Source organism: Geomonas terrae, from assembly GCF_004791675.1.
Taxonomy (GTDB): Bacteria; Desulfobacterota; Desulfuromonadia; order Geobacterales; family Geobacteraceae; genus Geomonas; species Geomonas edaphica.
On record NZ_SRSC01000001.1, the window covers coordinates 15,113 to 39,888 of the forward strand.

22 protein-coding genes are annotated in these 24,776 nt (G+C 61.7%); 5 read left to right on the forward strand and 17 right to left on the reverse strand.

Going from position 1 to position 24,776, the window contains the following annotated elements; all coding sequences use genetic code 11:
* Window positions 1–72: 72 nt before the first annotated feature.
* The 4 genes from E4633_RS00080 to E4633_RS00095 all read left to right on the forward strand — a co-directional run bounded on the left by E4633_RS00080 (window position 73) and on the right by E4633_RS00095 (window position 5,490).
* Window positions 73–1,845, forward strand: coding sequence for a DUF3373 domain-containing protein (locus E4633_RS00080; protein WP_135868255.1), 1,773 nt, complete (start codon window positions 73–75; stop codon window positions 1,843–1,845).
* Window positions 1,846–1,921: 76 nt separating this feature from the next.
* The gene (locus tag E4633_RS00085; RefSeq protein ID WP_135868256.1) at window positions 1,922–2,251 is read left to right on the forward strand and encodes a hypothetical protein; all 330 of its coding nucleotides are present in this window, start codon (window positions 1,922–1,924) and stop codon (window positions 2,249–2,251) included.
* Window positions 2,252–2,393: 142 nt separating this feature from the next.
* The gene (locus E4633_RS00090) at window positions 2,394–3,851 is read left to right on the forward strand and encodes a tetrathionate reductase family octaheme c-type cytochrome (RefSeq protein WP_135868257.1); all 1,458 of its coding nucleotides are present in this window, start codon (window positions 2,394–2,396) and stop codon (window positions 3,849–3,851) included.
* Window positions 3,852–4,098: 247 nt separating this feature from the next.
* A complete protein-coding gene (locus tag E4633_RS00095) occupies window positions 4,099–5,490 on the forward strand; it encodes a cytochrome C (RefSeq protein ID WP_135868258.1) in 1,392 nt (463 codons plus the stop codon).
* Between the two features lie 104 nt (window positions 5,491–5,594).
* Here the strand turns inward: E4633_RS00095 and E4633_RS00100 are convergent, their stop codons facing one another.
* The gene (locus E4633_RS00100; RefSeq protein WP_135868259.1) at window positions 5,595–6,224 is read right to left on the reverse strand and encodes a class I SAM-dependent DNA methyltransferase; all 630 of its coding nucleotides are present in this window, start codon (window positions 6,222–6,224) and stop codon (window positions 5,595–5,597) included.
* A gap of 348 nt (window positions 6,225–6,572) precedes the next feature.
* Here E4633_RS00100 and rpsT point away from each other — a divergent pair, with 348 nt between their 5' ends.
* Window positions 6,573–6,836 (forward strand): 30S ribosomal protein S20, encoded by a 264-nt coding sequence (gene rpsT, locus E4633_RS00105; RefSeq protein WP_135868260.1) that lies wholly within the window; start codon window positions 6,573–6,575, stop codon window positions 6,834–6,836.
* Window positions 6,837–7,055: 219 nt separating this feature from the next.
* On the opposite strand, the gene holA is transcribed toward rpsT, so the two are convergent.
* The 16 genes from holA to E4633_RS00185 all read right to left on the reverse strand — a co-directional run bounded on the left by holA (window position 7,056) and on the right by E4633_RS00185 (window position 24,730).
* A complete protein-coding gene (holA, locus tag E4633_RS00110; protein WP_135868261.1) occupies window positions 7,056–8,060 on the reverse strand; it encodes a DNA polymerase III subunit delta in 1,005 nt (334 codons plus the stop codon).
* Between the two features lie 81 nt (window positions 8,061–8,141).
* Complete coding sequence (gene lptE, locus E4633_RS00115) at window positions 8,142–8,663, reverse strand: LptE family protein (protein ID WP_135868262.1); 522 nt, start codon at window positions 8,661–8,663, stop codon at window positions 8,142–8,144.
* Between the two features lie 18 nt (window positions 8,664–8,681).
* Complete coding sequence (leuS, locus tag E4633_RS00120; protein ID WP_135868263.1) at window positions 8,682–11,156, reverse strand: leucine--tRNA ligase; 2,475 nt, start codon at window positions 11,154–11,156, stop codon at window positions 8,682–8,684.
* A 242-nt stretch (window positions 11,157–11,398) separates the two neighbouring features.
* Window positions 11,399–11,776, reverse strand: a complete 378-nt coding sequence (locus E4633_RS00125) for a response regulator (RefSeq protein ID WP_129127110.1) — start codon at window positions 11,774–11,776, stop codon at window positions 11,399–11,401.
* 29 nt (window positions 11,777–11,805) lie between these two features.
* On the reverse strand, window positions 11,806–12,624 hold the full coding sequence (locus tag E4633_RS00130; protein ID WP_135868264.1) for a GAF domain-containing protein: 819 nt from the start codon (window positions 12,622–12,624) through the stop codon (window positions 11,806–11,808).
* Between the two features lie 28 nt (window positions 12,625–12,652).
* Window positions 12,653–13,720, reverse strand: a complete 1,068-nt coding sequence (locus E4633_RS00135; protein ID WP_135868265.1) for a protein-glutamate methylesterase/protein-glutamine glutaminase — start codon at window positions 13,718–13,720, stop codon at window positions 12,653–12,655.
* Window positions 13,717–14,583 (reverse strand): CheR family methyltransferase, encoded by an 867-nt coding sequence (locus E4633_RS00140; RefSeq protein WP_135868266.1) that lies wholly within the window; start codon window positions 14,581–14,583, stop codon window positions 13,717–13,719. The genes E4633_RS00135 and E4633_RS00140 overlap by 4 nt, the downstream gene beginning before the upstream one ends.
* Complete coding sequence (locus E4633_RS00145) at window positions 14,583–16,520, reverse strand: HEAT repeat domain-containing protein (protein WP_135868267.1); 1,938 nt, start codon at window positions 16,518–16,520, stop codon at window positions 14,583–14,585. The genes E4633_RS00140 and E4633_RS00145 overlap by 1 nt, the downstream gene beginning before the upstream one ends.
* A gap of 81 nt (window positions 16,521–16,601) precedes the next feature.
* Entirely contained in the window at window positions 16,602–17,729 is a 1,128-nt protein-coding gene (locus E4633_RS00150) for a response regulator (RefSeq protein WP_135868268.1), read from the reverse strand.
* A complete protein-coding gene (locus tag E4633_RS00155; protein ID WP_135868269.1) occupies window positions 17,723–18,232 on the reverse strand; it encodes a chemotaxis protein CheW in 510 nt (169 codons plus the stop codon). The genes E4633_RS00150 and E4633_RS00155 overlap by 7 nt, the downstream gene beginning before the upstream one ends.
* Window positions 18,229–18,621, reverse strand: a complete 393-nt coding sequence (locus tag E4633_RS00160; RefSeq protein WP_135868270.1) for a response regulator transcription factor — start codon at window positions 18,619–18,621, stop codon at window positions 18,229–18,231. Before E4633_RS00160 ends, E4633_RS00155 begins: the two co-directional genes overlap by 4 nt.
* A 26-nt stretch (window positions 18,622–18,647) precedes the next feature.
* Entirely contained in the window at window positions 18,648–19,427 is a 780-nt protein-coding gene (locus E4633_RS20850; RefSeq protein ID WP_135868271.1) for a chemotaxis protein CheW, read from the reverse strand.
* Window positions 19,428–19,582: 155 nt separating this feature from the next.
* The gene (locus tag E4633_RS00170; protein WP_135868272.1) at window positions 19,583–20,383 is read right to left on the reverse strand and encodes an ExeA family protein; all 801 of its coding nucleotides are present in this window, start codon (window positions 20,381–20,383) and stop codon (window positions 19,583–19,585) included.
* Window positions 20,383–22,458, reverse strand: coding sequence for a chemotaxis protein CheA (locus tag E4633_RS00175; protein ID WP_135868273.1), 2,076 nt, complete (start codon window positions 22,456–22,458; stop codon window positions 20,383–20,385). The genes E4633_RS00170 and E4633_RS00175 overlap by 1 nt, the downstream gene beginning before the upstream one ends.
* Window positions 22,459–22,614: 156 nt before the next feature.
* Complete coding sequence (locus tag E4633_RS00180; RefSeq protein ID WP_129127121.1) at window positions 22,615–22,980, reverse strand: response regulator; 366 nt, start codon at window positions 22,978–22,980, stop codon at window positions 22,615–22,617.
* 1 nt (window position 22,981) lies between these two features.
* Window positions 22,982–24,730: a response regulator gene (locus tag E4633_RS00185; protein WP_135868274.1), complete on the reverse strand. Its 1,749-nt coding sequence runs from the start codon at window positions 24,728–24,730 to the stop codon at window positions 22,982–22,984.
* Window positions 24,731–24,776: the final 46 nt, after the last annotated feature.

Genomic DNA, 24,776 nt, shown 5'->3' on the forward strand with positions numbered 1-24,776 from the left:
CGGCGACGTGCATCTGCAATATTCTCTGAAGAAAGTTGGTTCAACACCAACGAAAAGAAAAAGGAGAAGTACATGAAAAAACTGGAAAAGCTGTTGGTAGGCGCAGCCCTCTGCGCACTGGCTGTTCCGGCGGCCGCGCAGGCGGACGACCAGGAAATGCAGAAGAAGATCGACGACCTCACCAAGAAAGTGCAGAAGCTCGAAGAGCAGCAGAAGGGTTCCGACGAGAAGAAGATCGCCGACCTCACCAAGAAGGTCGACAAGATCGAGGAAAAATCCCTCGGCAAGTGGCTCACCATCGGCGGCGACTACCGCTTCAGGGTCGACAACCTGAACGGCCGCACCGTCGCCTACCGCGACGCAAATACAACCTTCAGCAATGCCGCATCTAAGCTGCAGCAAGATTTCTTCAGCAACCCTTCAACTGCCGCCGGAAGCTCCGCCTACTTCGGTGGTGCTCCTTTCTCCATGTCGACAGCCGGAGCGTTGGGTGCTCTCATGCAGTTCCAAAACGGGATGAACGCCGTAAGGACCTACAACGATGCCCACTCCTTCGTTACCAATCCGATGAACGGAGGCCTTATTGGAGGCTTGGGTATGATCCCGGGTCCCGGTATGATCCCCGCCTATAAGCCGAACAACGACACCCTCTACACCAACCGCCTGGGCCTTAACCTGCACGCCAAGGCGACCAAGGACGTGACCGTTAACGTCCGCCTGCTCGCTTACAAGGTGTTCGGCGCCCAGGACGACAACGCTGTGACCAACTCCGGCGGCACCCCGTTCTTCGCGGACCGCGTCGGCACCTTCGATGGCACCACCGGCCACGTCCCCTCCTCCAGCTTTCTTAACGTAGACCGCGCCTACGCCACCTGGAGCAACATCGCCGACCAGCCGATCTGGTTCTCCGTGGGTCGCCGTCCCTCCACCGAAGGGGCTCCGAGCAACCTGCGCCTGAACAACGAGCGCCCGGGCAACGGCGGCACCCCGGCCCTTCTCGTCGACTACGCCTTTGACGGCATGACCATCGGCTGGGCACCGGACATCGAAGGTCTTCCCGGCGCTTACGCCAAGATCTGTTACGGCCGCGGCTTCGAAGGCGGTTTTGAGACGACCACGAACAACCTGAAAGACACCGACATGCTCGGTCTGGCCATCATCCCGGTCGACACCGATCCGCTGCGCGTCTGGCTGCAGTACAACCGCGGCTTCAACATCTTCGACTTCCCGGCGATGAAGGACACCGCGTTCGGCAACACTTACCCGTCCACCGACCTCGGCGCCATCGACTGGTACGGTGCGGGCGCGATGAGCACCCTCAAGAACATCGGCCCGGGCAACCTGAACTTCTTCGCCGACGCAGGTCTCAGCGTCACCCACCCGAACGAAAACGTCTCCGCTCAGGCCGGCTTCCAGGGCCTCATGACCGGCGGCTTCTTCGATCCCGAAAAACCGACCAGCAAGACCGGCTGGGCCGCATATGCCGGTGCCCGCTACGACTACACCCCGACAAAGACCAAGGTCGGCGTCGAGTACAACCACGGCTCCAAGAACTGGATCACCTTCGCTCCTGCAGCTGACGACATGTGGACCACCAAGCTCGGGACCCGCGGTAACGTCTACGAAGGCTACCTGATCCAGGAGATCAACTCCAAGCCGGTTTCCTCCTACCTCTCCAAGGCCTTCTTCAGGGTCGGCTTCCAGTGGTACGACTTCGACTACACCGGGAGCAACAACTGGGTAGGCGCTCCGGTGAAGATTTCCGAAGTGAACAACAGGATGATGATGCTGACCCCGGTAAAATACGCTCGTGACATCTACGCTACCTTCGAGGTCAAGTTCTAGGACGTAGCAGCACCAGATGAAGCACCATGCACAGGGGCGGCGACTGAGTCGCCGCCCCCATAAAAGGAGAACGAAGATGAAAAAAGCAGTTTCGGTAATGGTCCTGGTAGCAGTTGCAGCGCTCAGCATCCTATGCTTCGGCAGCGTGGCAAGCGCAGGTGAGGAAATCAAGATGGTAGGCGTGATCACCAAGATCGAGATCGCCGGCGCCGACGCAAAAACCGCCACCGCCACCTTGAAGGACAACAAAACCGAGCAGCCCGTGGTCATCACCGTGAACGACGACCTTACCCTGGACAAGTTCAAGGACCACAGGATCGTCGAAGGGGACGAGATCCGCTGCAAGTACGAGGTTATCGACGGCAAGAACGTCTCCAAACTGTTCAGGAAAACAGCCGGCTGTTAGTCCGACCGGGTTCCTCGTAGACGGCGCTGTAGTTTTCGAATTGCAGCGCTTCTTTTTGGCCAAATGTATATAAAATTTAATATATATAAGGCCTTAGATAGTGTTTTTGGCGGCGCCTAGCCGCTTCATCACGGGAGGTTATATGAAAGGTATTCTGGGAATTCTGGCGGGGATCGCGATGCTTGCGGCAGCCGCCCAAGGGATGGCGGCGGTCGACCATTCTGAGTTCGTTAAGGGGCCGTTCAAAAGCGGCATCGAGGTAACCAAGGTCTGCCTTGAGTGCCACGAACAGCAGGCAGCTGACTTCATGAAAACTACCCACTGGACCTGGGCCGGAACCCCGAACATGGTCAAGGGGATGGAGAAGAGCACCAAGAAGTACGGCAAGTCCAACATGATCAACTCCTTCTGCACCTCGATCCAGGGGGGCAAGGAAGGGGTGGTTCACGAGTCCTGCGGCAAGTGCCACGCAGGTTACGGCTGGACCCGTACCAACTTCGACTTCACCGACAAGACCAAGGTCGACTGTCTCATCTGCCACGCGCAGAAAGGTAACTACACCAGGGCCACCGTCGGCTGCGACATCGACAACAAGAGCATCGACAAGAAGAGCATGGACCTGAACGTTGCGGCACAGAGCGTCGGCCTTCCTGGCCGTAAGAACTGCGGCGCCTGCCACTTCTACGGCGGCGGCGGTGACGCGGTGAAAAACGCGGGGCTCGATTCCACCCTCGAAAAACCGAAGAAGTCCCAGGATGTCCACATGGGCACCAAGGAAAGCGGCGGCCAGGACATGGCGTGCCAGGCATGCCACGTCGCCAAGCAGCATAAGATCAGCGGCGCCTCCAGCATGATGGCGCACTACGATGCCCGCGTGAACTGCGAGCAGTGTCACTCCGGCGCTAAGGCACCGCACAAGAAGGCCAAAAACGGCGCGATCATCAACAAGCACCTCGCGACCGTCGCCTGCCAGACCTGCCATATCCCGTTCTTCGCAAAAGGCCAGGCAACCAAAATGGCATGGCACTGGTCCGATGTGGGCAAGAACATCACCGCCGAAGAGCAATTCGACAAGGAAACCTTCGCCAAGCACAAGGGAACCTTCATCTGGGGCATGAACGTGAAGCCGGTCTACGCCTGGAGCAACGGCATGGTTGAGCGCTACATGGTGGGTGACAAGGTCAAGGATCCGAAGAAGCCGGTGATGATGATGCGCCCGGTTGGCGACATCAAGGACCAGAAGGCCAAGATCTACCCCTACAAGCTCTACAAGGGCGACCAGCCGATGGACGCGAAGTACAAGAACCTGATCATCTTCCAGCAGTACAAGTCCCTGTGGGTCGACTACAACTGGGATAAGGCGTGCCGTCTGGGCGCCGAAGGTTCCGGCCTCCCCTACAGTGGGAAGTACCAGTTCGTCAACACCGAGGCATACATCGCGGCACAGCACGAGGTGTCCCCCAAGGAAGAGGCGCTGCAGTGCGGTGAGTGCCACATGGGCGGCAACCGCCTCGACTGGAAGGCGCTCGGATACAAGGCCGACCCGATGCAGACCGGCGGCAGGTTCGCCAAGGCTGCAAAGAAGGTAGCGAAGAAGTAGTCAAAAAGAGCAGATACGATGTAACAGGGGGCGGAGCAATCCGCCCCTTTTTCCGTTGGGACTGCGTATCGCTCCGGTGCTGCCTCTCGCATTGACTGACAGAAGGGGGATCAAAGCCCCTTTGTCACAAAGCAGGCGGGAAATAGTGTCAGCGGAAGTCTCGACATACCTCGGAAGAATACTAAACTATTAGCGCCATCTGCCGATAACATCACTGATTGCGATCAAACACACGAGGAGGGCCTTTATGAGTAAGAAAAGCGTGACGGCGGTCGTGCTATGTCTTGCCTTGGCAGCGACGGCTGCCCTGGCAGCAAGCGAACATCCCGGGAAAGAATCCATCGAGAAGAACGGCTACAAGGGGCCCGAGACCTGCGAGGAGTGCCACCCCGGCACCGCCAAGGCCTTTCTGGACACGGTGCACTGGAAGCATGCATCCAAGGTGACCAACGTGGACAACCTCAACCCGAAGCTTGAGTACGGGATGAAAAACCGCATCTACGTCATGTGCAACGGAAACGACATCGTCAACAACCTGAAAGAGATCCCGAAGAGCCCGACCACCGGCAAGAGCAAGTTCTCCGGGTGCAACACCTGTCATCCCGGCAACCACCTCTCGGACGTCGGCAGCACCGGCCCCGCCGCGGCGGCCGCCGTCGACTGCCTCGTGTGCCACTCCACGGACTACGACTTCCGGCAGAGAAAGCCGTTCAAGAACGAAAAGGGGGAAGTGGTCATGGGGCAGGATCGCAGCGTCAAGGCGGCCCTTGCGATCGGCAAGCCCACCGTCAAGAACTGCATGGTCTGTCATGAGGCGGCAGGGGGCGGGGTCATCGTGAAGCGCGGCTTCACCTTCACCAAGGACACCGATGCCCACGCCGCTAAAGGTATGGTCTGCGTGGACTGCCACAAGGCGAAGAACCACAAGATGCCAAGCGGTCACGATCCCAACAACTGGGCAAACGACGGGGTGTTCGTCTCTTGCGCCGACACCGCATGCCATGGCGTGAAACCGCACAAGGATGCCGACCTTAACCGCCACAGCGCGAAGATCGCCTGCCAGGCCTGCCATATCCCCCGCACCGGCGGAGCCTTCGCCAAGGACTTCACCGTGTGGGAACAGACCCCTGACAAGTTCTACGAGCCGACCACGCTGAAGAAAGAGGCAAACGAGACGACCCCTGTGTACGCCTGGTACAACGGCACGGTGAAAAACACGCCGCATTTCATCGGGCCCAAGGGGAGCAGGAAGGACGGTAAGAGCAAGATCACCCCGTTCAAGATTTTCCAAGGTAGGGCCTACTACAACAAGCAGACCGGCCAGCTTCTTTCCATGGACTTCGCGCAGCCGATGTCGAGCGGCGACACCCGCGCCGGAGTCCTCTCCGCCGCGAAGACCCTCGGCCTCAAGAACCCGGAGAAGATAGCCAAGGAGGCGGTGCCGGGCTGGCAGACCGTCTACTTCGGCAGCAACCACCTGGTCACCAAGACAAAGGCGCTTTACTGTGCGAACTGCCACGCTCCCAACGGCGTGCTCAACTTCAAGGATCTCGGCTACAGCGACAAGGAGGTCGTGAAGCTGACAAGCCCCGAGCTCTACATGGAGAAGGTTGCCAAGAAACAGAAGGAAGAGTGGTAGGCATTCTCTCCGCAGTAACGAATGAAAAAGGCCCTCCTGAAAAGGAGGGTCTTTTTTAGTTCCTGGTTATGAGCGCGCGGGCCCTCAGCGTGTAGATAAGCAGGCTATTTGCGTCCCAGGCAGAGCAGCACCGGATAGGGGACTACCGCTCCGTTTTCACGTTTTTTGTCTACCGTGGTGGCGGTCACCACCCGGACGTCGGTAAGGCCGCATCGAGAGAATGCCTCGGCGAGAAACTCCCTGGAGAAACCGTGGTGCAGCACTCCCTTCGGGTCGTCGTGAAAGGTGCCGTCCTCGCTCTCGAGATCGGCCAGGGCGAGCCACCCGCCAGGGTTTAGGGATTGGGCGAGAGAGTTGATCAGGCTCGCCACGTCCTGCACGTGGTGCAGTGTCATGCTGCTCACGATCAGATCGTAGCTTTCCCCCAGTTCCTGGTGTTCCAGGTCCAGCAGCATGGTGGAAACGTTGGAGAGCCCCCGCTCTTTGATCTTCCGCTGCAGAACCTCCAGCATACCCTTGGAGCTGTCGGCGCCGGTGATCCGGCCTACCGAGGGCTGCAGCCCCAGCGTGACCAGCCCGCTGCCGCAACCGTAGTCAAGGGCTTGCATGGAGGAAGTGAGGGGAAGTTCCCGGCGCATGGCCGCCACCACCTCTTGGGCGAGCTTCAGACGGCGGGGTTCCTCGTCCCATTTTTCAGCTACGGCATCGAAATCCCGCTTGTTGTCGTTTTGCATGGCTTTGCCTCCGGGGTCGTTGGTTCTTTGGCTGACGCAGCATAGTATTCAAGAAGATGAATGTCAAGTGGAGGTGGGCTCGCAGCGAACATGGTGGCGCTGCGGGTTGCGGGCTGCGGGCTGCGGGAATCGGAAGGAATGGGAAGGATGGGGGTGCAACAAAATGTTGCTATCGGTTCTTTTTGCTGGCGTTGCAGCTGAAACAATGGTAGTGTGCCCTGTTCGCGCTGAGGATCTTTTTTCCCACAGCGGGCGGTTTTGTGCTTGACACACTGCGCCCTCGGTGCTATAAAACTCCTCTTTCCAAAAACCAAAAAGCTACATTTTTTAAAATACTGGAGGTGCAGTTTGGCAAATCATAAATCGGCAATCAAGAGGATCAAGCAGACGGCTAAGAGGACCGAGCGCAACAAGCACGAGCGTTCTACTCTCCGTACTTTCATAAAGCGCGTCCGCGAAGCGGTTGCTACCAAGGATCAGGATGCGGCAAAGGCTGCTCTGGCTGCGGCTATCCCGGTCATCGACGGCGCTGCAACCAAGGGGATCATCCACTCCTCCAACGCTTCCAGGAACGTCTCCCGTCTCACCAAACTGGTCAACACCTTGGCCTAACCGGTAACGGATCGATAAAAGCAAAAAGGGAATGCCCACTCGGGTATTCCCTTTTCTAGTTTGTACCACCGGCGGCGACGGGCCCTCCGGCTCTACCTCTACTAGATCACCACACCAAGGGTCCGGTTAGACTTCCCCCTCCCCAGCCCTCCCCCTCCAGGGGAGGGAGTTAAAACGCCTCTGCCTTCATCTGCGCCTGCCTTCTTTACAACAGCCTTCTTAGCGCCTGCCTTCCGGCCGCCGGCATGCTTCCATTACGAAGCGCTCGAAGAGCGGCTCTTCCAGTCCGCCTGACTTGAAGGCTACATCCAGCTCCAACATCTGCTCGAAGATCCGCTTCAGCTCAGCGGCCGTGTAGTTCTTCGCCTGCGCGGTCACCTTGCCGAGAAAATACGGGTTGATCCCGGAGGCCTTGGCCAGCTCGGACTGCGGCACCCTCCGGTCCATGAGCTCGCGTACCTGCCAGAGCTGGCGGTAATGCCGTGCAACGGCACCCAGGACGCGCAACGGCGCCTCGCCATCCTGGAACAGGGAGGTCAGCAGCTTGAGCGCACGGGGAAGCTCCTTGGAGCCCAGCGCGTCGGTGAACTCGAAGACGCTCTCGACCTTGGTGTCCGAGACGATGGTTCTCACATCGGCAATGGTCACCGTCTCGTTCTTGCCGCAGTAGATGCAGAGCTTCTCGATCTGGGAGACAAGTTCCTGCAGGTTGTTTCCTACGAGGTAGGCGAGAAGTTCGGCGGCTGCGGACTCGATCTTCTTGCCGGCGGCACGCACCTCGTCGCGCACGTAGGGGCCCAGCTGGTTCTCGTAGGGGCGCTTGAATTCCACAGCCTCACCGCGCTTCTTGAACTCGGCGTAGAACTTCTTGCGGCCGTCGACCTTCTCAGCCTGCAGGATGAGACAGGTGCCGGGTGACGGGTCCTGCAAATAGGGGAGCAGGACCTCCATGGCGGCGGCGGAGAGATCTCCCCCCTTCTTCACCAGGACGACGCGTCGTTCGGCGAACATCGGGAGGGTCTGTGCCGCGCTGAACACCTCATCCCCCTTGCATTCGTTGCCGTAGAAGACGTTCAGGTTGAAGTCGCGGAACCCAGGATCTACGGCGCGATCCATGAGTTTCTTCACGGCACGCTCGACCAGGTACGGCTCGTCGCCGTACAAAAGGTACAGGGAAGCGAGCTCCCCTTTCTCCACGGCCCTGTTGAACTCTTCCGGTTTCATGAACACCTCATGCGAAAAAAGCCGCCCACCAGCCTTATGCTGAATGGGCGGCGTTGTGGTTTGCGAACCGCGCTGAACGGACTAGAAACGCTGGCTGATCTGCTGCCACACCCGCTCGGAGAGACGACGGCACACCTTTTCTATCGCGGCATCCTCGGCATTTTGCTGCAGTGCGATGTCCGCGTTCACCGGGTAGACCTGCTGTTCGGAGAGATCCCCCTTCCAGAGCACCTTTTGCGAGCGTTGCTCACGCAGCACGACCTGCACGGTAAGGACCGCCCGATACTCCTTTATCGCGTCCGCCGCGGTGTAGGAGACGGGCGTCGTGCCGTAGGAGACTACGGTGCCGCTGAGCTCGAAATCGGCACGGTCGGCGGGGAGGACGCGTCCGCCGGTACGAAGCGCGAATTCATCGATCATTTGACGACCAAGAACCGCTTCCACACCGGCACGGTAGCTCTTGTTGGCGAAGAGGACGACGTTGACGCCGCCCCCCTGCGCCAGCGGGCCGTGTTGGACAACGGGGCGGTAGCCGCAGCCGCTGAGGGCAGCGACCACGAGAAGCGCCGCGCCGATGCGGCAAAGTAGTCTGCGCGATGACATGGTACTTTTCCCCGCGCCCTAGGCGACCACCACGCTGACCAGCTTGCCCGGAACGTAGACGACTTTCTTGATCTCCTTCCCTTCCAGGTACGGTTTGATCTTCTCGTCGGCGAGGGCGGCGGTGCGCACGTCCTCTTCCTTGGCGTCCGGGGCGACGGTCAGCTTGCTTCTTAGCTTGCCGTTCACCTGGACGACGACGGTGATCTCCTCGTCCACCACGGCGTCGGCGTCATAGCTTGGCCAGCCGGACGCTTCGAGCCCGACCTCGTGGCCGAGTTCAGCCCAGAGTTCTTCAGCGAAATGCGGCACAAAGGGGGCGAGCAGACGGATAACCGACTCGGCTGCCTCGCGCACCACGGCGACGTTCTCCGGGGCGTCTTTGGCGGCGAAGCCCTGGATGGAGTTCACCAGCTCCATGACCGCAGCGATGGCGGTGTTGAAGTGGAAACGCTCCTCGATGTCCTCGGAGACCTTCTTGATGGTCTTGTGCACCGCACGGCGCAGCTTCTTCCCTTCCGCGGAAAGTGCGTCTGCCTTGACGGCACCGGCCCCTTTGATCGCCGGCAGGACGTCGAAGACCAGGCGCCAGACGCGGTTCAGGAAGCGGTAGCTGCCGTCGACACCCTGGTCGCTCCAGTCGAGGTCCTTCTCCGGCGGTGCCGCGAAGAGAGAGAAGAGGCGCGCCGTGTCGGCCCCGTAGCGCTCGATGAGGGCGTTAGGGTCGACGACGTTCCCTTTGGATTTGGACATCTTGGCGCCGTCCTTGATCACCATCCCCTGGGTCAAAAGGTTGGAGAACGGCTCGTCCACGTTGCAGTAGCCAAGGTCCCTCAGCACCTTGGTGAAGAAGCGGGCGTAGAGCAGGTGCAAAACGGCGTGCTCGATGCCGCCGATGTACTGGTCCACCGGCATCCAGTGCTCGACCTTCTCGCGGTCCAGCGGACCTGCGGTGAATTTCGGCGAGCAGTAACGCAGGAAGTACCAGGAGGACTGCACGAAGGTGTCCATGGTGTCGGTTTCGCGGCGGGCCGCCTCGCCGCACTGCGGGCAGGTGCAGTTGGTGAAGCTGTCGACGCGCGCGAGCGGGTTCCCCCCCTCGCCGGTGAACTCGGCGTCCATCGGGAGCACGACCGGCAGGTCCGTCTCCGGGACCGGCACCACGCCGCAGAGGTCGCAGTTGATCACCGGGATCGGGTTCCCCCAGTAACGCTGGCGGGAGATGCCCCAGTCGCGCAGGCGGTAGTTGACCGTCTTCTTGCCGATACTTTCCTTTTCGAGGAAGTCGGCGATGGCCTCCTTGGCGTCGCCGTTGCCCATGCCGTCGAAGCGCCCCGAGTTGACCATGGTCCCCTCGTCGGTGTACGCCTCGGTCATGGTCGCGGCGTCCAGGGTCTCCCCTTCCGGCTGGATCACCACCTTGAGCGGCAGGTCGTATTTCTTGGCGAACTCGAAGTCGCGCTGGTCGTGGGTAGGCACCGCCATGACCGCGCCGGTACCGTAGCCCATGAGGACGAAGTTGGCGAGGTAGATCGGCATCTTCACGTTGGTGAGCGGATTCACGCAGTAAGATCCGGTGAAGACGCCTTCCTTCTCCTGGTCCTCGTCGGAGCGCTTGATGCGGTCGATCTTCTTCACCTTGTCGATGAAGGCCTCGACTGCGGAACGCTGCGCGTCGCTTGTGAGCTCAAGCGCCATAGGGTGCTCGGCGGCAAGCGACATGAAGGTGGCACCGAAGAGGGTGTCCGGCCTGGTGGTGAAGACCTTGATCTTGGAGAGCCCGTTCTCCAGCGGGAACTCGATCTCGCAGCCTACCGAGCGGCCGATCCAGTTCCTCTGCATGGTGAGGACGCGCTCGGGCCAGCCGGTCAGCTTGTAGGTATCGTCCAGAAGTTCCTGGGCGTAGTTGGTGATCCTGAAGGACCACTGCTCCAGTTCCTTCTGCTCGACCAGCGAGTCGCAGCGCCAGCAGCAGCCGTCCTCGACCTGCTCGTTGGCGAGCACGGTCTCGCATTTAGGGCACCAGTTGACGGCGGAGGACTTCTTGTAGGCGAGCCCCTTCTTGTACATCGCGAGGAAGATCTTCTGCTCCCACTTGTAGTAGTCGAGGTCGCAGGTCGCGAGCTCGCGCTCCCAGTCGTAGGAGAGCCCCAAGCGCTTCAGCTGCCCGCGCATGTAGGCGATGTTCTCGTAGGTCCACTTGGCGGGATGGCTCTTGTTCTGGATGGCCGCGTTCTCGGCCGGCATGCCGAAGGCATCCCAACCCATCGGGTGCAGCACGTTGTAACCCTGCATGCGCTTGAAGCGCGCGATGACGTCGCCGATGGAGTAGTTCCTCACGTGACCCATGTGGATCTTACCGGAGGGATAAGGGAACATCTCCAGGAGGTAGTACTTCTTGCGGTTCGCGTCTTCGGTCGCCTCGAAGCTGTTGTGCGTTGCCCAGAACTGCTGCCATTTGCCCTCGACCGCCGAGGGGACGTATTTCTCTTCCATTTGAAGCCCACCTTCCAGCGCCCCCCTCAAGGGGACGCGCAATTTATTTGGTATGCAGCGATGATGGCTGCGGGGAATTTTGAAAAAAGGAGCCTTTAAGGCTCATGGGGACCATGGTAGGACTCATGGGAACCATGGGAATAATGGGAGTCCTTGGAATCATGGAACCCGAGGCCTGCGAAACCTATAGGACGACCGGCACGGGGCACGCCTCTCCGGACGCCCCCCGGTTCGAGCACTTCCTAGACGATCCTGAGCAGCCCCTTGGCGACGTCGAGGATCTTCGTCGGCTGGATCGGCTTGGTGATGTAGTCGTTCGCACCGAGGGCCAGGGCGCGCTCGCGGTCTTCCTGGGCCCCTTCGGTGGTGATGACTACGATCGGGATCGCCTTGTAGTTGGCGTCGTTACGCACCAGGCTCACCAGCTTCAGCCCGTCCATGATGGGCATGTTGATGTCGGTGAGAATCAGGTCGAAACGCTCCGAGGAAAGCTTCTTCAGACCGTCGACCCCGTCGTTGGCCTCGACGATGCGCACCCCCCTGATACGCTTCAGCGCAAAAGCGATCAGCTGCCTCATGGTGGGTGAATCTTCGACTATCAATACGTTGTAATCTGACATCTGAACTTTATCCCCCATTACAACATCTGTTATTTCGTCAAGAGATCAATGAACCCCTGAATGGTCGACAACTTCCGCTCCGAGTCGTTGTAAAGACGCGAACTGAAGATCGCGGTCGCGGCATGCCCGGCGAGCAGCGTGAAGAGCTCGTAATCGACCGCGGCGAACTCCGTTTTCTGCATCAACAGCTTGTAGATCGCAAGAACGCCGATGACGTGCTCCTTGATCTTGAGCGGTATGCAGACCATCGGGGCGTTGAAGTCGCGCTCGTAGGCGTCGCAGTCGGCGGCGAAGTGACTCTCACCGGACTGCGCCACCCCCCCGATGATCCCCTTGCCCAGGCGCACCACCGGGATTTCGCTCCGGTCCACCCCCTCGGTGGAGACCGCCTGCAGTTCGTCGCTCTTCTCGTCCAGAAGAAGGATGGCGAACTCCTCGGCACCGATCAGGTTGATGATGATCTCGGTGATGATCTGGAGCACTTCCTTGAAGTCGAGCGTGGAGTGGAGCTGGTAGCTCGCGATGTAGAGGTTGGCGAGGTTGTTGTTCTCGTCCTCTATCTCGATGTAGCGCGCGGCGAAGTCCTGGTTCTCCTCCTCGACCTGCTTGATCCGGTCCAGGATCTCCTGCTTCTCCCTTTCCAGGTCCGCGATCCGCTCGCTCAGCTTGGTGAGCTCGGCAGCCGGCGCGGCTTCGCCCGAAGGCTGGCCATTCTCCAGCTCCAGCAGCCGGAACCTCAGGCGCTCGTTCTCCCGGAGCAGATCCTGGGTGAACTCCGCTCCCTTCTTGAAAACCTGCAGGAACTCTTCGCCCCTGCTATGAACCAAACGTTCATCGTCCTTTTGCATGCGCACCCCGGCTTACATCGTCTTTTGATCAACCAAATCGCGGCACGAGGCCGCAACGAAGCACTATCTCCCGCACCATGGCATCCATGGGCACCACCCTGTCCACGACTCCCGTCGCTATCGCCTCACGCGGCATGCCGAAGACCACGGCGGACTCCTCGGATTCCGCGATGACCTGGGCGCCCGCCTTCTTGGCCTCGCGCACCCCGGCGGCGCCGTCGTTCCCCATCCCGGTCAGCACGACGGCGAGCATCCGGTTGAGGTAGAGTTCGGCACAGGAGCGGAACATCACGTCCACCGACGGTACGTACCTGTCCTTGAGCCCGGGAGGAACGACCCTGGCGACGATCTTGTCCCCAGACCTCTCGAAAATGAGGTTTCTCCCGCCCGGCGCGATGAGCGCACGCCCGGGGAGCACCTCGTCGCCATCCTTCGCCTCGCGCACATCGAAGCCGCTGCTGCGGTTCAGTCTCTCGGCGAAGGCGGTGGTGAAACCGGCCGGCATGTGCTGGGAGACGACCATGGCGAAGGGAGGCGCCTCCCTGAACGAGGCGAAGATGCGCTGCAGCGCCGGCGGACCTCCGGTGGAGGAGCCGATGGCAACGATATCCACGCTGCTGTTCGCCCCGGCGGCTACCGCGGGAACGGTTACCTCGGGAGCGGGAGGGGCCGGTTCGACCCGCTTCTGCACCCGTGCCATGTTCAGCTTGAAGACCGCCTGGACCTTCTGGTGCAGGTCCTGCTGGATCTTCAAAAGTTCGTCCGAGATGACACTGGTCGGCTTGGCGATGAAATCCACGGCGCCAAGCTCGAGCGCCTTGAAGACCTTCTCGTCACCGGAGGTGGAACTGATCACGATCACCGGGACCGGCGTACTCGCCATAAGGATGCGGAGCATGGTGAAACCGTCCATGCGCGGCATCTCGAGGTCCAGCGTCACCAGGTCCGGGGTGAGGTCGATGACCCTGCGAATCCCCTCCTCGCCGTTTGTGGCGTATCCCACCACCTGGACGCCCGGGAGTTCCTCCAGCATCCTGGTGATGGCGCGGCGATTATAGGCCGAATCGTCGACGACTACTACACGTATCTTTTTCACGAGGCCACTCCGACGCTGTTCGTATCCGTCTTCTGATAGACCATGTCATTTTTCAAGTGCTTCAGTGCGAATGCGGTCGATATGTTCATGAGCGACTCCGAGTGCCCCAGCAGGAGGTACCCGCCGCCGCGCAACGTATTGTAGAAAGATTCGATCACCCGTTTCTTGGAACTCTGGTCGAAGTAGATGATCACGTTACGACAGAAGATCACGTCCATCTTCCCCAGAAGCGCCAGACGGTTGGCGTCGAAGAGGTTCATCTGGCTGATGGTGACCAGCTCCCGGACCTCGTCACAGATGCGGTACCCCTCGTCGGTCTCCGTGAAGAAGCGCTTCAGGTAGTGCTCCTCGGTCGCACGGAACGAGGACTTCGTGTAGACTCCCTTGCGGGCCTGCTGCACCACGCGGTGGCTTATGTCCGAGCCGACGATCTCGATGCGCCACCCATGAAGCCCCATCTCGAGGAGGAGCATCGCGATGGTGTAGGGTTCCTCCCCGGTGGAGCAGCCGGCACTCCAGATGCGCAAAGTGCGCTCGCGCTGCTTCAGCTTCAAAAGCTCAGGCACGATCTCGTCGGTGAAGGCGCTTAGCTGGAAGGCCTCACGGAAGAAGTAGGTCTCGTTCGTGGTGAGGAGATCCATGATGTCGGCGATCTCATCTTCCTTCCTGCGATCGTACTTCAGGAACTGGTAGTACTCGCGGAAGCCGGACAGGTTGTGATGGAACACCCTCTGCGACAGACGACGGTCGAGCAGGTACTTGCTGTCGTCGTCGAAAAAGAGGCCGCAGTGGTTGTAGATCAGGTCCCTGATCAGGCGGAATTCCTCTTCCGTCAGTTGCAGTTCCGGTTCGAAATATGGCATTAGCGCAGCCTGTCGATGAGTTCGGCGATCTCGCTCTTCACCAGCGGGTCCGATTCACGGGCAAGCGCCTGATCCAGAACGGCCAGGGACTCAGCCCCCTTAAGCTGCGCCACGGCGCGCACGAAGGAGCGCCGCACCATCCAGTGCGGGTGCCCCAAGAGCTCCTCGCGATGCTCGCCTATCCACTCGGTGCCGAAGCCGGAGAGGATCCCGATGGCGGCCTCGACCACTTCCTCGTCGCTGTGACTGAGCGCCTTTTGCACCGGGGCGAGCGCCTTGGCTCCGCCTAGTACCGCAACCGTGTTGAGCGCCGCGATCAACACCTGCCCCTGGGCCTTATCCAAAAGCGCCATGACGCCGGGAAGCGCCTCGGCGTCCCCAAGCCCGGCAAGCCCCTTGAGCGCCGCGGTCTGCACCCAGGGGTCCGGGTCGTTCAGCGCAAGGCAAAGGGGTGCCAGAACGTCGCGGCCGCCGCGTTCCGCAAGGGCCTGGGCGGCAGCGATGCGCACCTCCGGTTCCTCATCAGAGAGAGAAAGGACAAGCGCCGCAGGCGCCTGTGGCGATTCCACCCGCGCAAGCGAGGCAACCGCGGCGCGGCGCACCGTGGCGTCCTCGTCCTTCACGAGCAGGGCGAGCCGCTCACCATCGGAGAGCGCGCCGAGGATGACCGCGGCGTCCCGCCTTTTGCGCTCGTCGCGGCTGCGCAGAAGCTTGGAGCAGATGGCGCAGACCCCGTCGCGGTCGGCGGCGGCCAGACGCTGTACCGCATCGAGCGCACCCTCCCGCACCTGTGGGTCGTCATCGTCAAGAAGCGCTGCCACGCGCGGTGCCGCGCCCGCAGGCGCGAGACGTCCCACGGCGAGGGCGGCGCAGCGACGGACCTCCGCGCCTTCGTCCTCGAGGGCGGAGAGGAGCAGTTCGTCGCTACCGTGATGCTCCGTTTCCGCGATCAGTTGCACGATCACCGCCCGTTCGTTGGAGCCGGCAACCGGGAAGTGCTCGAGAAGCAGCGGCAGCACCGGTTCCCCTATGCAGCGCAGTGCCTCCAGGCACCCAGCGCGCAGCCTCTCGGCACGGGCGGCCCGCACCAGGGGAAGCGCCGCGCGCTCGTCGCGCATGATGCCGCAAAGCTGCGCCAGCAGGGCGATCAGCACCGGGTCCTCGCCGTGCAGCGAGTCGATGAGCTTTTTCGCCGCCAGGGTGCCGGCAAGCTCCCTGAGTTGCAGGTCGATCAGCGTCTCCCGCTCCTGAACCGGCAGGCGCCCCCTGATCCGCATGAGGGCTACGGCGGCCGCATCGCGGGCGTTCTTCGCCTTCTCGTGCATCCCCTGCAAAAGCAGCGGGACGCATTTCGCGTCGCCGATCACGGCAAGACAGTCGTAGGTCGCCCGCCGCAAGAGACCTTCCTGCAAAAGCGGCTCGAGCTTCGCGAGCGGCACCGGGATACCTATCGAGGAAAGCGCATCGAGAACGGTGAACTTGAACCAGATCTCGCCGCCGTCAAGCACCTTGAGGAGGTGCGGCAGGGCGCTCCGGTCGCCGATCTTGCCGAGGTTCTCGGCGGCGGCAACCCTGACGTTCATGTCCTCGTCGTCCAGCGCCCGCACCAGAAGCGGCACGCAGGCAGCGCAGCGGATGTTGCCGAGGATATCGATGATAAACTTGCGCAGGTCGTGGTCCGGGTCCTCAAGGTGAGCACAGAGCTTTTCAACAGCGGGCTCCCCGATCCGCTCCAGCGACTCCACCGCCGAGTTGCGCAACCCCGCGTTGTCCGAGGCCCGCAAGAGGTCTATGAGAGCCTCGAGCGCCCCGGCGGAAAGAGGTTGTGCCTGCAGCACCACGCTCACCGCCTCCTTGCGCACACGCCAGCTGTCGTCCGCCATGGCGCGGAACAGCAGTTCCATCGCCTCCGGGAAGGGACACCCGCGCAGTGCCATGACGGCAAACCGTCTTTGCTCCTCGTCAGGGGCTGCGAGTCTCTCGTTGATTTCTTGCAGATCGGTAGACAGGGTGATCTCCTAGACGTTCAGTTCGGCTCGTTTTTTCGCGATCAGTTCCTCGAAGGCGTCCTTCAGGAAGCTGGTGGTGTCACGCACCTGTTGGGAAACACGCTGCTGGTACAGGTACTCCCCTTCGCGGATGTCGTCGGCTAAAAGCTCGTAAAAGCTCCCTTCGCGCACCCCCTGCTCCACCTTCGCCTGGTTGTAGAGGACGATATCGGAGACGATGATCCTCGCCAGACGCCGCGCCTTCACCTGCTCCTCCGGCAGTTGCTGCGCCGGGGCCGGGGAAGCTGCGGGTGCCGCGGGAGCAACCGGGGGCGCCGGCACTTCACGGGTAGCTTCGAGCACAGGCGCTTCTACGGGAGCCGGCACCTCGACCGGCACGGGGATCTCGTCCGGTTGAGGTACCTCGACCGGCGTGGGGACCTCAACCGGGGCAGGTACTTCCACCGGAATCGGTGCTGCCTCGGGAGCCGGGACTTCCTCGGGAGCGGGGGCCGGGGCCGCTTCGGAAGCGGGCGGCACGGCCATGGAGGTCGCCTCGACCTCACACTGCCTGATCTCGCTGCGGCTTTGCTCCTGCGCAGCAAGTTCGCTCTCGGTCGGACGCACCACGGGAGGCATCCCGCTGGAGGTGAGCCGGTAGATCATGGAGACCAGCGAGTCCGGGATATGGTGCTTCTCGATGTAGTCGTCGGCGCCGTAAAGGGAGTTCGGCGAACGCTTGTAGCGGGTCTTGTCGTAAATCGAGGCGATGAGCACGATCTTCACGCCGGAAAGTGCGGGGTCCTGGCGCACACGCTCGCAGACCTCGAATCCGAACATGGTGGGAAGCGCCACGTCGAGAAGAAGCACCGCCGGTTTCTCCCGCTGCACCGTCTCCAGCGCCTCCTTGCCGTCAGTGCAGAGAAAGAGCTTGAAAGGCTCGGCGGCCAGGACCTTCTCGACCGCCTTGCAGAAGGCGGCGCTTTCGTTTGCCACCACCACCTTCAGCCCGGCCGTCGGCGGTGCAGCACTCCGCTCACCCTTGCGCACCAGGCGAAACACCGCCTTGCAACTGGAGCAGCGTAGCTTCTTCGCCTCTTCCGGACCGGTAACGGTAACGTCGAATCTCTTCTTGCAGTTTGGGCAGACTATCAGCATGCTTGGCTCTTTTTCGTCGTAGAAGTGGTCCCCGCCTGGGGGGTGAAGCAGCCCAGTTGGGCCTTCTCCTGGAAGGTGAGCAGGGCGTCTATGTTCAAGAGCATCACCGGCACTTCCTGCACCAGGCAAAGCCCCACCATGTACTCGCTCCCCACGATCCTCACGCCGCGCGGCGGCGCCTTCAGCTCCCGCATCGGGATGGTGATCATCTCGGTGACCTCATCCACCATAAGGGCCAGCGGCTGCCCGGAGATGGAGAGGATCAAAAGACGCGCGGTCTCATTGCTTTCCGCGGGGGGAAGTCCGAAGCGCTTCCTCAGATCGACGACCGGGATCACCGAACCGCGCAGGTTGATCACCCCCTCTACGAACGGGAGCGCCCTCGGCAGCGGCGCGAGCTTCGGAACCCTGATGATCTCCCTGATGCGCATGATGTCGACGGCGTAGAGCCCGTCGTCCATGCGCAGGCAGGCGACCTGGATTTCCTGCAGTTCCTCAGTCATCGCCCCTCCTTCTCCTGCTGGTTGCCGAGCAGTTCCTCGATCACCTCGAGCACCTTGATCGATTTGAAAGGCTTGGTGATGTAGGCGTTGGCGCCGACCTGCTTGCCGTGCTCCAGGTCGCGGCTGCTCTTTTTGGCGGTCAGCATCACCACCGGGATGGCGCGCGTCGCCTCGTTTTCCTTTATGTGCCGGCAGACCTCGAAGCCGTCCATGTCCGGGAGCATGAGGTCCAGGACGATGATGTCCGGCGCCTGCTCCGCGATCGAGGCCAGGGCCTCCTTGCCGCCGCGCACGCCGGTCACCTGATATCCCTTGGAGGTGAAGAGGATGCTCTCAAGCTTCAGCAGACTCTCTTCATCCTCGACCACGAGGATCCTGTTCTTCTCCATGCTTCCCCCCTGCCGCCCCGTGGCTCTTACAAAAGCCCTACGTCCAGTACCTTTTCCATGTCGAGCAGGATGAGCATCCTGCCGCTCACCCGGCCAATGCCGAGCACGAACTCGCGGTCGATCCCCTCGAGGACCACCGGCGGAGGTTCGATACCACCTTCGGCGATGCGCACGACCTGCACCACCTCGTCCACGAGGACGCCGGCGTAGCCGTTTTCCCGCTTCACCACCACGATGCGCTCGCGCTCGGAGACCGCACCGTCGGCGAGGCCGAGGCGCGCCTTTATGTCGAAGACGGGTATGATGTTGCCGCGCAGGGAGAGGATGCCACGGACGAAACTCGGTACCCTGGGGACCTCGGTCACCTCGCGCGGTTTGATGATCTCCTTTATGTCCATGATGCTGATGGCGTACTCCTCGCTTGCCACCCTGAAGCAGAGAAGCTCCACGCTGGCCGCGTCCAGTACCTCCTGCTGCGAGACCTCGAGTTCGAAGGAGGCCGACTCCCGCCCCTTAAGGATCACCGCGGCCGGGTCGAAGACCTCGAGCTCTTCCTCGAAGGCGTCGAAAGCCTGCGTCTCCGCCTGCCATGGGCGGGACGCCAGCGGCAGCGGATCGGGGTCGACGGCGGCCGGTTCGAAATCGAGTTCGTCGAACGCGTCCGCCTCGCGCTCCGCCGGAGCATCCTGCGCCGGAGCATCCTGCGCCGGTTGCGGCGCGGGCTCAGCCTGAGGCGCCGCCCATTCCTGAGCCGTCCTCGGCACCTCCCCGCGGGAAGCCTTTTTTCTGATCTCTGCAAGATTCATAGGACCTCGACAACCGTTCTACGTTCTACCTCGACAACCGTTCTACGTTCTAAGTTCTACGTTCTAAGTTACAATGCACGCCCCTCGTCCCGTCCCGCGCCTTACCGCCGTTGCGGTCAACGTAGAACATAGAACGTAGAACTTAGAACCGCCGTTTAAGCAAGCAGCTCCGCCGCGGTCTCTTCGATGATCGCGGCGTCGATCCAGGCGGCATCCCTGCCGTAGCCGATCAAGAGCGCGTTGGTGGCGACGGCGTTGATGCGCCGCGGCACCCCGCCGGAAAGCTCGTAGATCCTCTGCACCGCATCGGGCGAGAAAAGCCCGGGCTCCCCGCCGGCCGCCACGACCCTGAAATCCAGGTACTCGAGCGTCTCCTCGAGCCCAAGCGGCGCCAGGTGGAAAGTGAGCGATATGCGCTGACGAAACGGCTCGTAGACCGGCGAGGCGAGCATCTCGCGCAGCTCGGGCTGCCCCATGATGATCACGCTCAAAAGGTTCCGGTCGTCGAGCTGGAAATTGGTAAGCAGGCGCAGCTCGTCGAAAAGGTCCCGGTCCGGAATCATCTGCGCCTCGTCGATCACCACCACCGGGATGCGCCCTTCCCCGTGCAGACGGTAGAGCGCCGTGGTGATCTCCTTCAGGAGCTGGTCCTTCTGCGAGGATGGCGCATCCACCTGCAGGCCGGAGGCGATCACGCGCAAAAGCTCGTCCGCGGTAAGGCGCGGGTTGAAGACGAACAGGAAGTGGTACCTGTCCCCCATGCGGTCCATGAGCGCCCGCGAGATCGTGGTCTTGCCGCAGCCGATGTCGCCGGTCAGAAGGGCGATCTCGGTCTCCTCCACCGCGTACTCGAGCCGCGCCAGGGCCTCCTGATGGCCGGAACTCATGTAAAGGAACCGGGGATCAGGGGTCTTGCTGAAAGGCTTCTCGATGAGACCGTAAAACTCCTTGTACATCAGGCGCTCCCCCGGGTGGCCTCGCTGATCACGCCCCCGACGTCAAGCACCAGGATGGTGCGCTGATCTCCAAGGTCCGCCGCACCGGAGATGCCGCGGAAGCCGGCAAAGGTCTCGCCGATGGACTTGATGACGATGTCCTGCTGCCCCAAAAGATCGTCGACCACGAGCCCGAGTCTTTTCTCGGCGACCCCCACCACGACCACGTAGCAGCTCTCCGGCGCCGGTGTTCCCCCTTTGAGCTCGAAGAACTCGGAGAGGCGCAAAAGCGGCAGCGTCGTCTCGCGCAGCTGGATCACCTCCTTGCGCTCCACGGTCCTGATCTCCTTCTGTTCAACGATGATGCTTTCGAGAACCGAGGTGATGGGGAGGGCGTAGGTGCGTCCCGCGGTGGAGATGATGAGCGCCTTGATGATGGCGAGGGTGATGGGGAGGGTGATCACGAAACGGGCCCCCTGCCCCGGGAAGTTCTCCACGTCGATCAGCCCGGAGAGGGCGGCGATGTTGGTGCGCACCACGTCCATGCCGACGCCGCGACCGGAGATCTCGCTCACCGTGTCGGTGGTGGAGAAACCGGGGCGGAAGATGAAGTCGAGCGCCTCGCGGTCGTTCACCTCGTCCATGCGGTCGATGATGCCGAGCGCGATTGCCTTCTTCTTCACCCGTGACACATCGATGCCGCCGCCGTCGTCATCGACCTGGATCACGACGTGGTTCCCCTTCTGGTAGGAGGATAGGGTGATGGTTCCCTTTTCGTCCTTCCCCGCGGCGAGCCGTTCTTCGGGGGTCTCGATGCCGTGGTCGATGGAGTTTCTCACGATGTGCATGACCGGGTCGGAGATGTCCTCGATGATGAGCTTGTCGAGCTCGGTGTCCGCGCCGTAGAGCTTCAGGTCGACCTTCTTCCCCTGCTCGCGGGAGATCTTCCTGATGATGCGGGACATCTTGTCGAAGAGCTGCCCCACCGGGATCATCCTGATCTCCATGACCCCCTTCTGCAGCTCGGAGAGCTTCTTCTCGAGCCCCTTGGCGGCCTTGTTGAGATCCTGCGAAGGGACGATGAGTCCGTCGCGGCGCATGCGGGCGGCGACGTCGGCGATCATGGAGTGGGAGAGGACCAGTTCGCCCACGATGTTCATGAGCAGGTCGAGCTTCCCGATGTCGACGCGCACGGTGCGGCTCATGCTCTTCGCGCTGAGCGCCGTCTCCGCCGGCACCGGAGGCTGGAACTCCCCTTCCTCGTGCCCAGGTGCTGCTTCCGTCTCGACCTCGGCCTCGGCTTCCGCAAGGGTCTGCGCGCGGCGCGGGGCCTGGCTTTTGCCCGCGTCACCGAAGACGGTGATGCTCAGGTGCTCGCGGTCGATGAGCGGGGTGAGTGCGTCGGCGGAGAGCTCCGAGCCGAAGAGGATCTCGAAGTCGATGCCTGAGTCGAGCCCGCTGGAGGCGGAGGGGAGCGTACTGATGACCTCGCCCGCCTGCTTCAGCGTCTCGGTGAGCTCCATGAGCTCGGAGTCGAAGGACGCAAGAAGGAGCGACACCCGGATCGAGTAGATGTTGCGTCCCTTCTTCACGTTCTCCAGGAGCCGGTGTTCCTCGTACTCGGTCATCGAGGAGAGGACCCGCTCGGGGATGTTGAGACGGGCAAGCGGCGAATCCTGGTTACCCTTCGGGCCGCGGGTGAGGCAGTCGTTGATGCGCTTCATCGCCCCCGAGAGGTCGGCCCCCTCGCCACCCGACTCGCCGGCGCCGCGCACGAGCTGCGCCAAAAGTTCGGTCGACTCGAAGAGGGTGCTCACCACCGCCTGGTCCAGGTCCACCTTGCCGAGCCTCAGGGCGTCGAGGAGGTTTTCCAGGTGGTGTCCCAGTTCCGCGATGTCCGAGAGGCCGAACATCCCCGCGAGCCCCTTCAGGGAGTGCGCGCCGCGGAACACCGAGTTCACCAGGTCCGGATTGCAGTCGCCGGTATCCGCGCAGTCGCTCAGCGAAACCAGGTCGAGACTCAACTGGTCGAGGATCTCCTCAGCCTCCGCGAGAAAATCCTTCAAAGCCTTCCCTATGTTGTCCTCAACGCTCATAGCATCTCTTTTCTGACAGATGTTCTACGTTCTATGTTCTAAGTTAAACCCCAATCTTGACCCTTTGACCTCTTCCAGGCACCCGTTCCTGTTCGACGTATGCTTCTCAACGTAGAACGTAGAACATAGAACGTAGAACCTGTTTCTGGACCTGTTTCACCCAAGGTACTTCTGCACCAGTTCCTGCAGCTTCACCGGGTCGAACGGCTTCACCAGGTACTCGTTCGCCCCGAGCGCGCGCCCCTTCTCCAGGTCCTTCTCGCCGCTTTCGGTGGAGACGATGAAGAGCGGGATGGACTGGTAGTTCGGGTTGTTGCGCACGTAGCTGATCAGCTCCAGCCCGTTGATGTCGGGCATGTTGATGTCGGTGATGATCAGGTCCACCTGCTCGCGCGGCAAAAGCCGCAACGCCTCGAACCCGCTCGCCGCCTCGACGATGGTGTATTTCTCGAGTTCGTCTATGGTGGAGACCAGCATGGAACGCATGGTATTGGAATCTTCCGCTATGAGTATCCTCTTCACGTCACATTTCTCCTCGTCCCTGTTCCTGCAGCCTGCGCTGCAGGAGGGCCTTCTCCATCGCTATGCCCGCCTGACTCAGGAATATCTCCAGCGAGTCAGTGTCGCCAACGGGCTTGTCCTCCGGCAGATTGTCGCCGTAGAGGACCGCTACGACCTTCCCTTCACTCACGATCGGCCCCACGAAATACTCCGCAGGGCGCCCGCCTCCGAGCTGTTCAAGGAAGTGATGGCTCCAGACGGAGGCGTCCACTCCCCCTTTCACGGGGAAACGGGTCTCGAGCACCTGGGTAAAGAGGGACTGCTCCCCCCTCGGTATGGAAAGTGACCTGACCCTGGCGTCGGCGCTCCCGTCCCTGTCCTGCAGGCCGAACTGCCCGAGCCCCTGGATGGTCTCCTTCTTGACCAGAAGCACCACGGCGCGGTTCACGAACTCCGCCGCGAAACGAAGCACGAGCAGGATGATCCCGCCGCCGAGCTGCGGGTTGTTGAGCTCCTCGAGCATGCCCCGCAACTGCGAGATGCCGGTGCTCTGGCTCACCTGCGGCGCAGAAAGCGCCGGCTCCTCCCCCATCTCGAGCCTCAGCTCGTCGCCGATGTTGACGCTGGTGAAGGCGGCATCCTCCCCGGCGGCCAGACTTTCCAGCGCCTTTTGCAGCCTGGGCGCGAAGATGTCCAGCGCGTCGTCAAGGTCGCCCTTCGACGGCTTCATAAGCAGCGGGATGCCGAGGGTGCGCATCTTGCGCTGCGCCTCGTCGTTGGGGAAGTCGGAGAATCCCAGAAGCGGCAGCTCCGGGAAGTTGTTGCGCACGAGCTCCAAAAGCTCCAGCCCGCCCAGGATGCCGGTGCCGTCCATGCGGGGCATGATCAGGTCCACGAGCACCGTCGGGCGCACGCCGTCACGGTACAGCGAGTCGACACGGATGAGGGCATCCTCGCCCCGGTCCATCCCCTCCACCCGGAACCCCTGTGCGGTGAGCAGGTCGGTGAGCGCGGCGAGAGTCGCAGGGTCGTCGTCCACGAGCACGAGCGGCTTTCCCGCCGTGGTGGCGGTTATTTGCTCGCGGGGTGCCGCGTGAATAGGCGCTGCGGGCGGTTCCTCTTGGAAGGCGGGTACGTCAGGGGGGAATAAAGGGGACGCGGGGGGGCTCGGTTCGGGCTCCTGGAGCAGGTCGAAGGCGAAGTCCACCGACTCGTCGTGCGCCACGGCCTCATCGTGCTCCTCGCCGGACTCGCCGCGGTGGCGCTGCTCGTCGATGATGCGCGACCCTTCCATGGCGAGGTATTGCGGGTTGAGCCCCTGCTGCAGCATGAACTGCACCGGGTCGAGCCGGGCACTGTCCCCCTCGCCGATCTCCTGCAGTTCGAACTCGAAGGTCCCCTCGGCCCACGCGAAGAGCGAATAGACCACGTTCTCGATCTGCTCGCGCACCACCGTCTCGATGGCGTCCGCGCTGACGTTGAAGCGGTCCACCATGATGGCGCCGAGCAGTTGCGTGTATCCCTCGTCGGCCTGGATGCTGAGCGCGCGCTTCAAGGTGCCGAGGTCGATTACCCCCTGCTGGATCAGCACCTCGCCAATGTTCTGCTGAAAGGTCGACGAGATGGCGCGGATAACCTGCCCGCTGCGGAAAAGCACCCGGGCTTCCCGTCCCCTGCTTTGCAGGGTGAGAACGCCGGACCTTCTGCTCAGGCTGACTATCTGCAGGATCTCGCCAAGTCCGAGATCTTCCAAATTGCCGACTAGACTCATTGATGCCGCTCGCTGTGCGTGGGAAGTAGATTAAAAATAGGCATCA

Bases quoted from the DNA above. Each gene is read 5' to 3' on its own strand.
- E4633_RS00090 (WP_135868257.1), top strand. From the start codon at position 2,394: ATGAAAGGTATTCTGGGAATTCTGGCGGGGATCGCGATGCTTGCGGCA.
- lptE (WP_135868262.1), bottom strand. From the start codon at position 8,663: ATGTCATCGCGCAGACTACTTTGCCGCATCGGCGCGGCGCTTCTCGTG.
- holA (WP_135868261.1), bottom strand. From the start codon at position 8,060: ATGAAACCGGAAGAGTTCAACAGGGCCGTGGAGAAAGGGGAGCTCGCT.
- E4633_RS20850 (WP_135868271.1), bottom strand. From the start codon at position 19,427: ATGAATCTTGCAGAGATCAGAAAAAAGGCTTCCCGCGGGGAGGTGCCG.
- E4633_RS00095 (WP_135868258.1), top strand. From the start codon at position 4,099: ATGAGTAAGAAAAGCGTGACGGCGGTCGTGCTATGTCTTGCCTTGGCA.
- E4633_RS00175 (WP_135868273.1), bottom strand. From the start codon at position 22,458: ATGAGCGTTGAGGACAACATAGGGAAGGCTTTGAAGGATTTTCTCGCG.
- E4633_RS00085 (WP_135868256.1), top strand. From the start codon at position 1,922: ATGAAAAAAGCAGTTTCGGTAATGGTCCTGGTAGCAGTTGCAGCGCTC.
- E4633_RS00080 (WP_135868255.1), top strand. From the start codon at position 73: ATGAAAAAACTGGAAAAGCTGTTGGTAGGCGCAGCCCTCTGCGCACTG.
- E4633_RS00145 (WP_135868267.1), bottom strand. From the start codon at position 16,520: ATGGCACTGCGCGGGTGTCCCTTCCCGGAGGCGATGGAACTGCTGTTC.
- E4633_RS00100 (WP_135868259.1), bottom strand. From the start codon at position 6,224: ATGCAAAACGACAACAAGCGGGATTTCGATGCCGTAGCTGAAAAATGG.
- E4633_RS00185 (WP_135868274.1), bottom strand. From the start codon at position 24,730: ATGAGTCTAGTCGGCAATTTGGAAGATCTCGGACTTGGCGAGATCCTG.
- E4633_RS00130 (WP_135868264.1), bottom strand. From the start codon at position 12,624: ATGCAAAAGGACGATGAACGTTTGGTTCATAGCAGGGGCGAAGAGTTC.
- E4633_RS00140 (WP_135868266.1), bottom strand. From the start codon at position 14,583: ATGCCATATTTCGAACCGGAACTGCAACTGACGGAAGAGGAATTCCGC.
- leuS (WP_135868263.1), bottom strand. From the start codon at position 11,156: ATGGAAGAGAAATACGTCCCCTCGGCGGTCGAGGGCAAATGGCAGCAG.
- E4633_RS00150 (WP_135868268.1), bottom strand. From the start codon at position 17,729: ATGCTGATAGTCTGCCCAAACTGCAAGAAGAGATTCGACGTTACCGTT.
- E4633_RS00125 (WP_129127110.1), bottom strand. From the start codon at position 11,776: ATGTCAGATTACAACGTATTGATAGTCGAAGATTCACCCACCATGAGG.
- E4633_RS00170 (WP_135868272.1), bottom strand. From the start codon at position 20,383: ATGTACAAGGAGTTTTACGGTCTCATCGAGAAGCCTTTCAGCAAGACC.
- E4633_RS00160 (WP_135868270.1), bottom strand. From the start codon at position 18,621: ATGGAGAAGAACAGGATCCTCGTGGTCGAGGATGAAGAGAGTCTGCTG.
- E4633_RS00155 (WP_135868269.1), bottom strand. From the start codon at position 18,232: ATGACTGAGGAACTGCAGGAAATCCAGGTCGCCTGCCTGCGCATGGAC.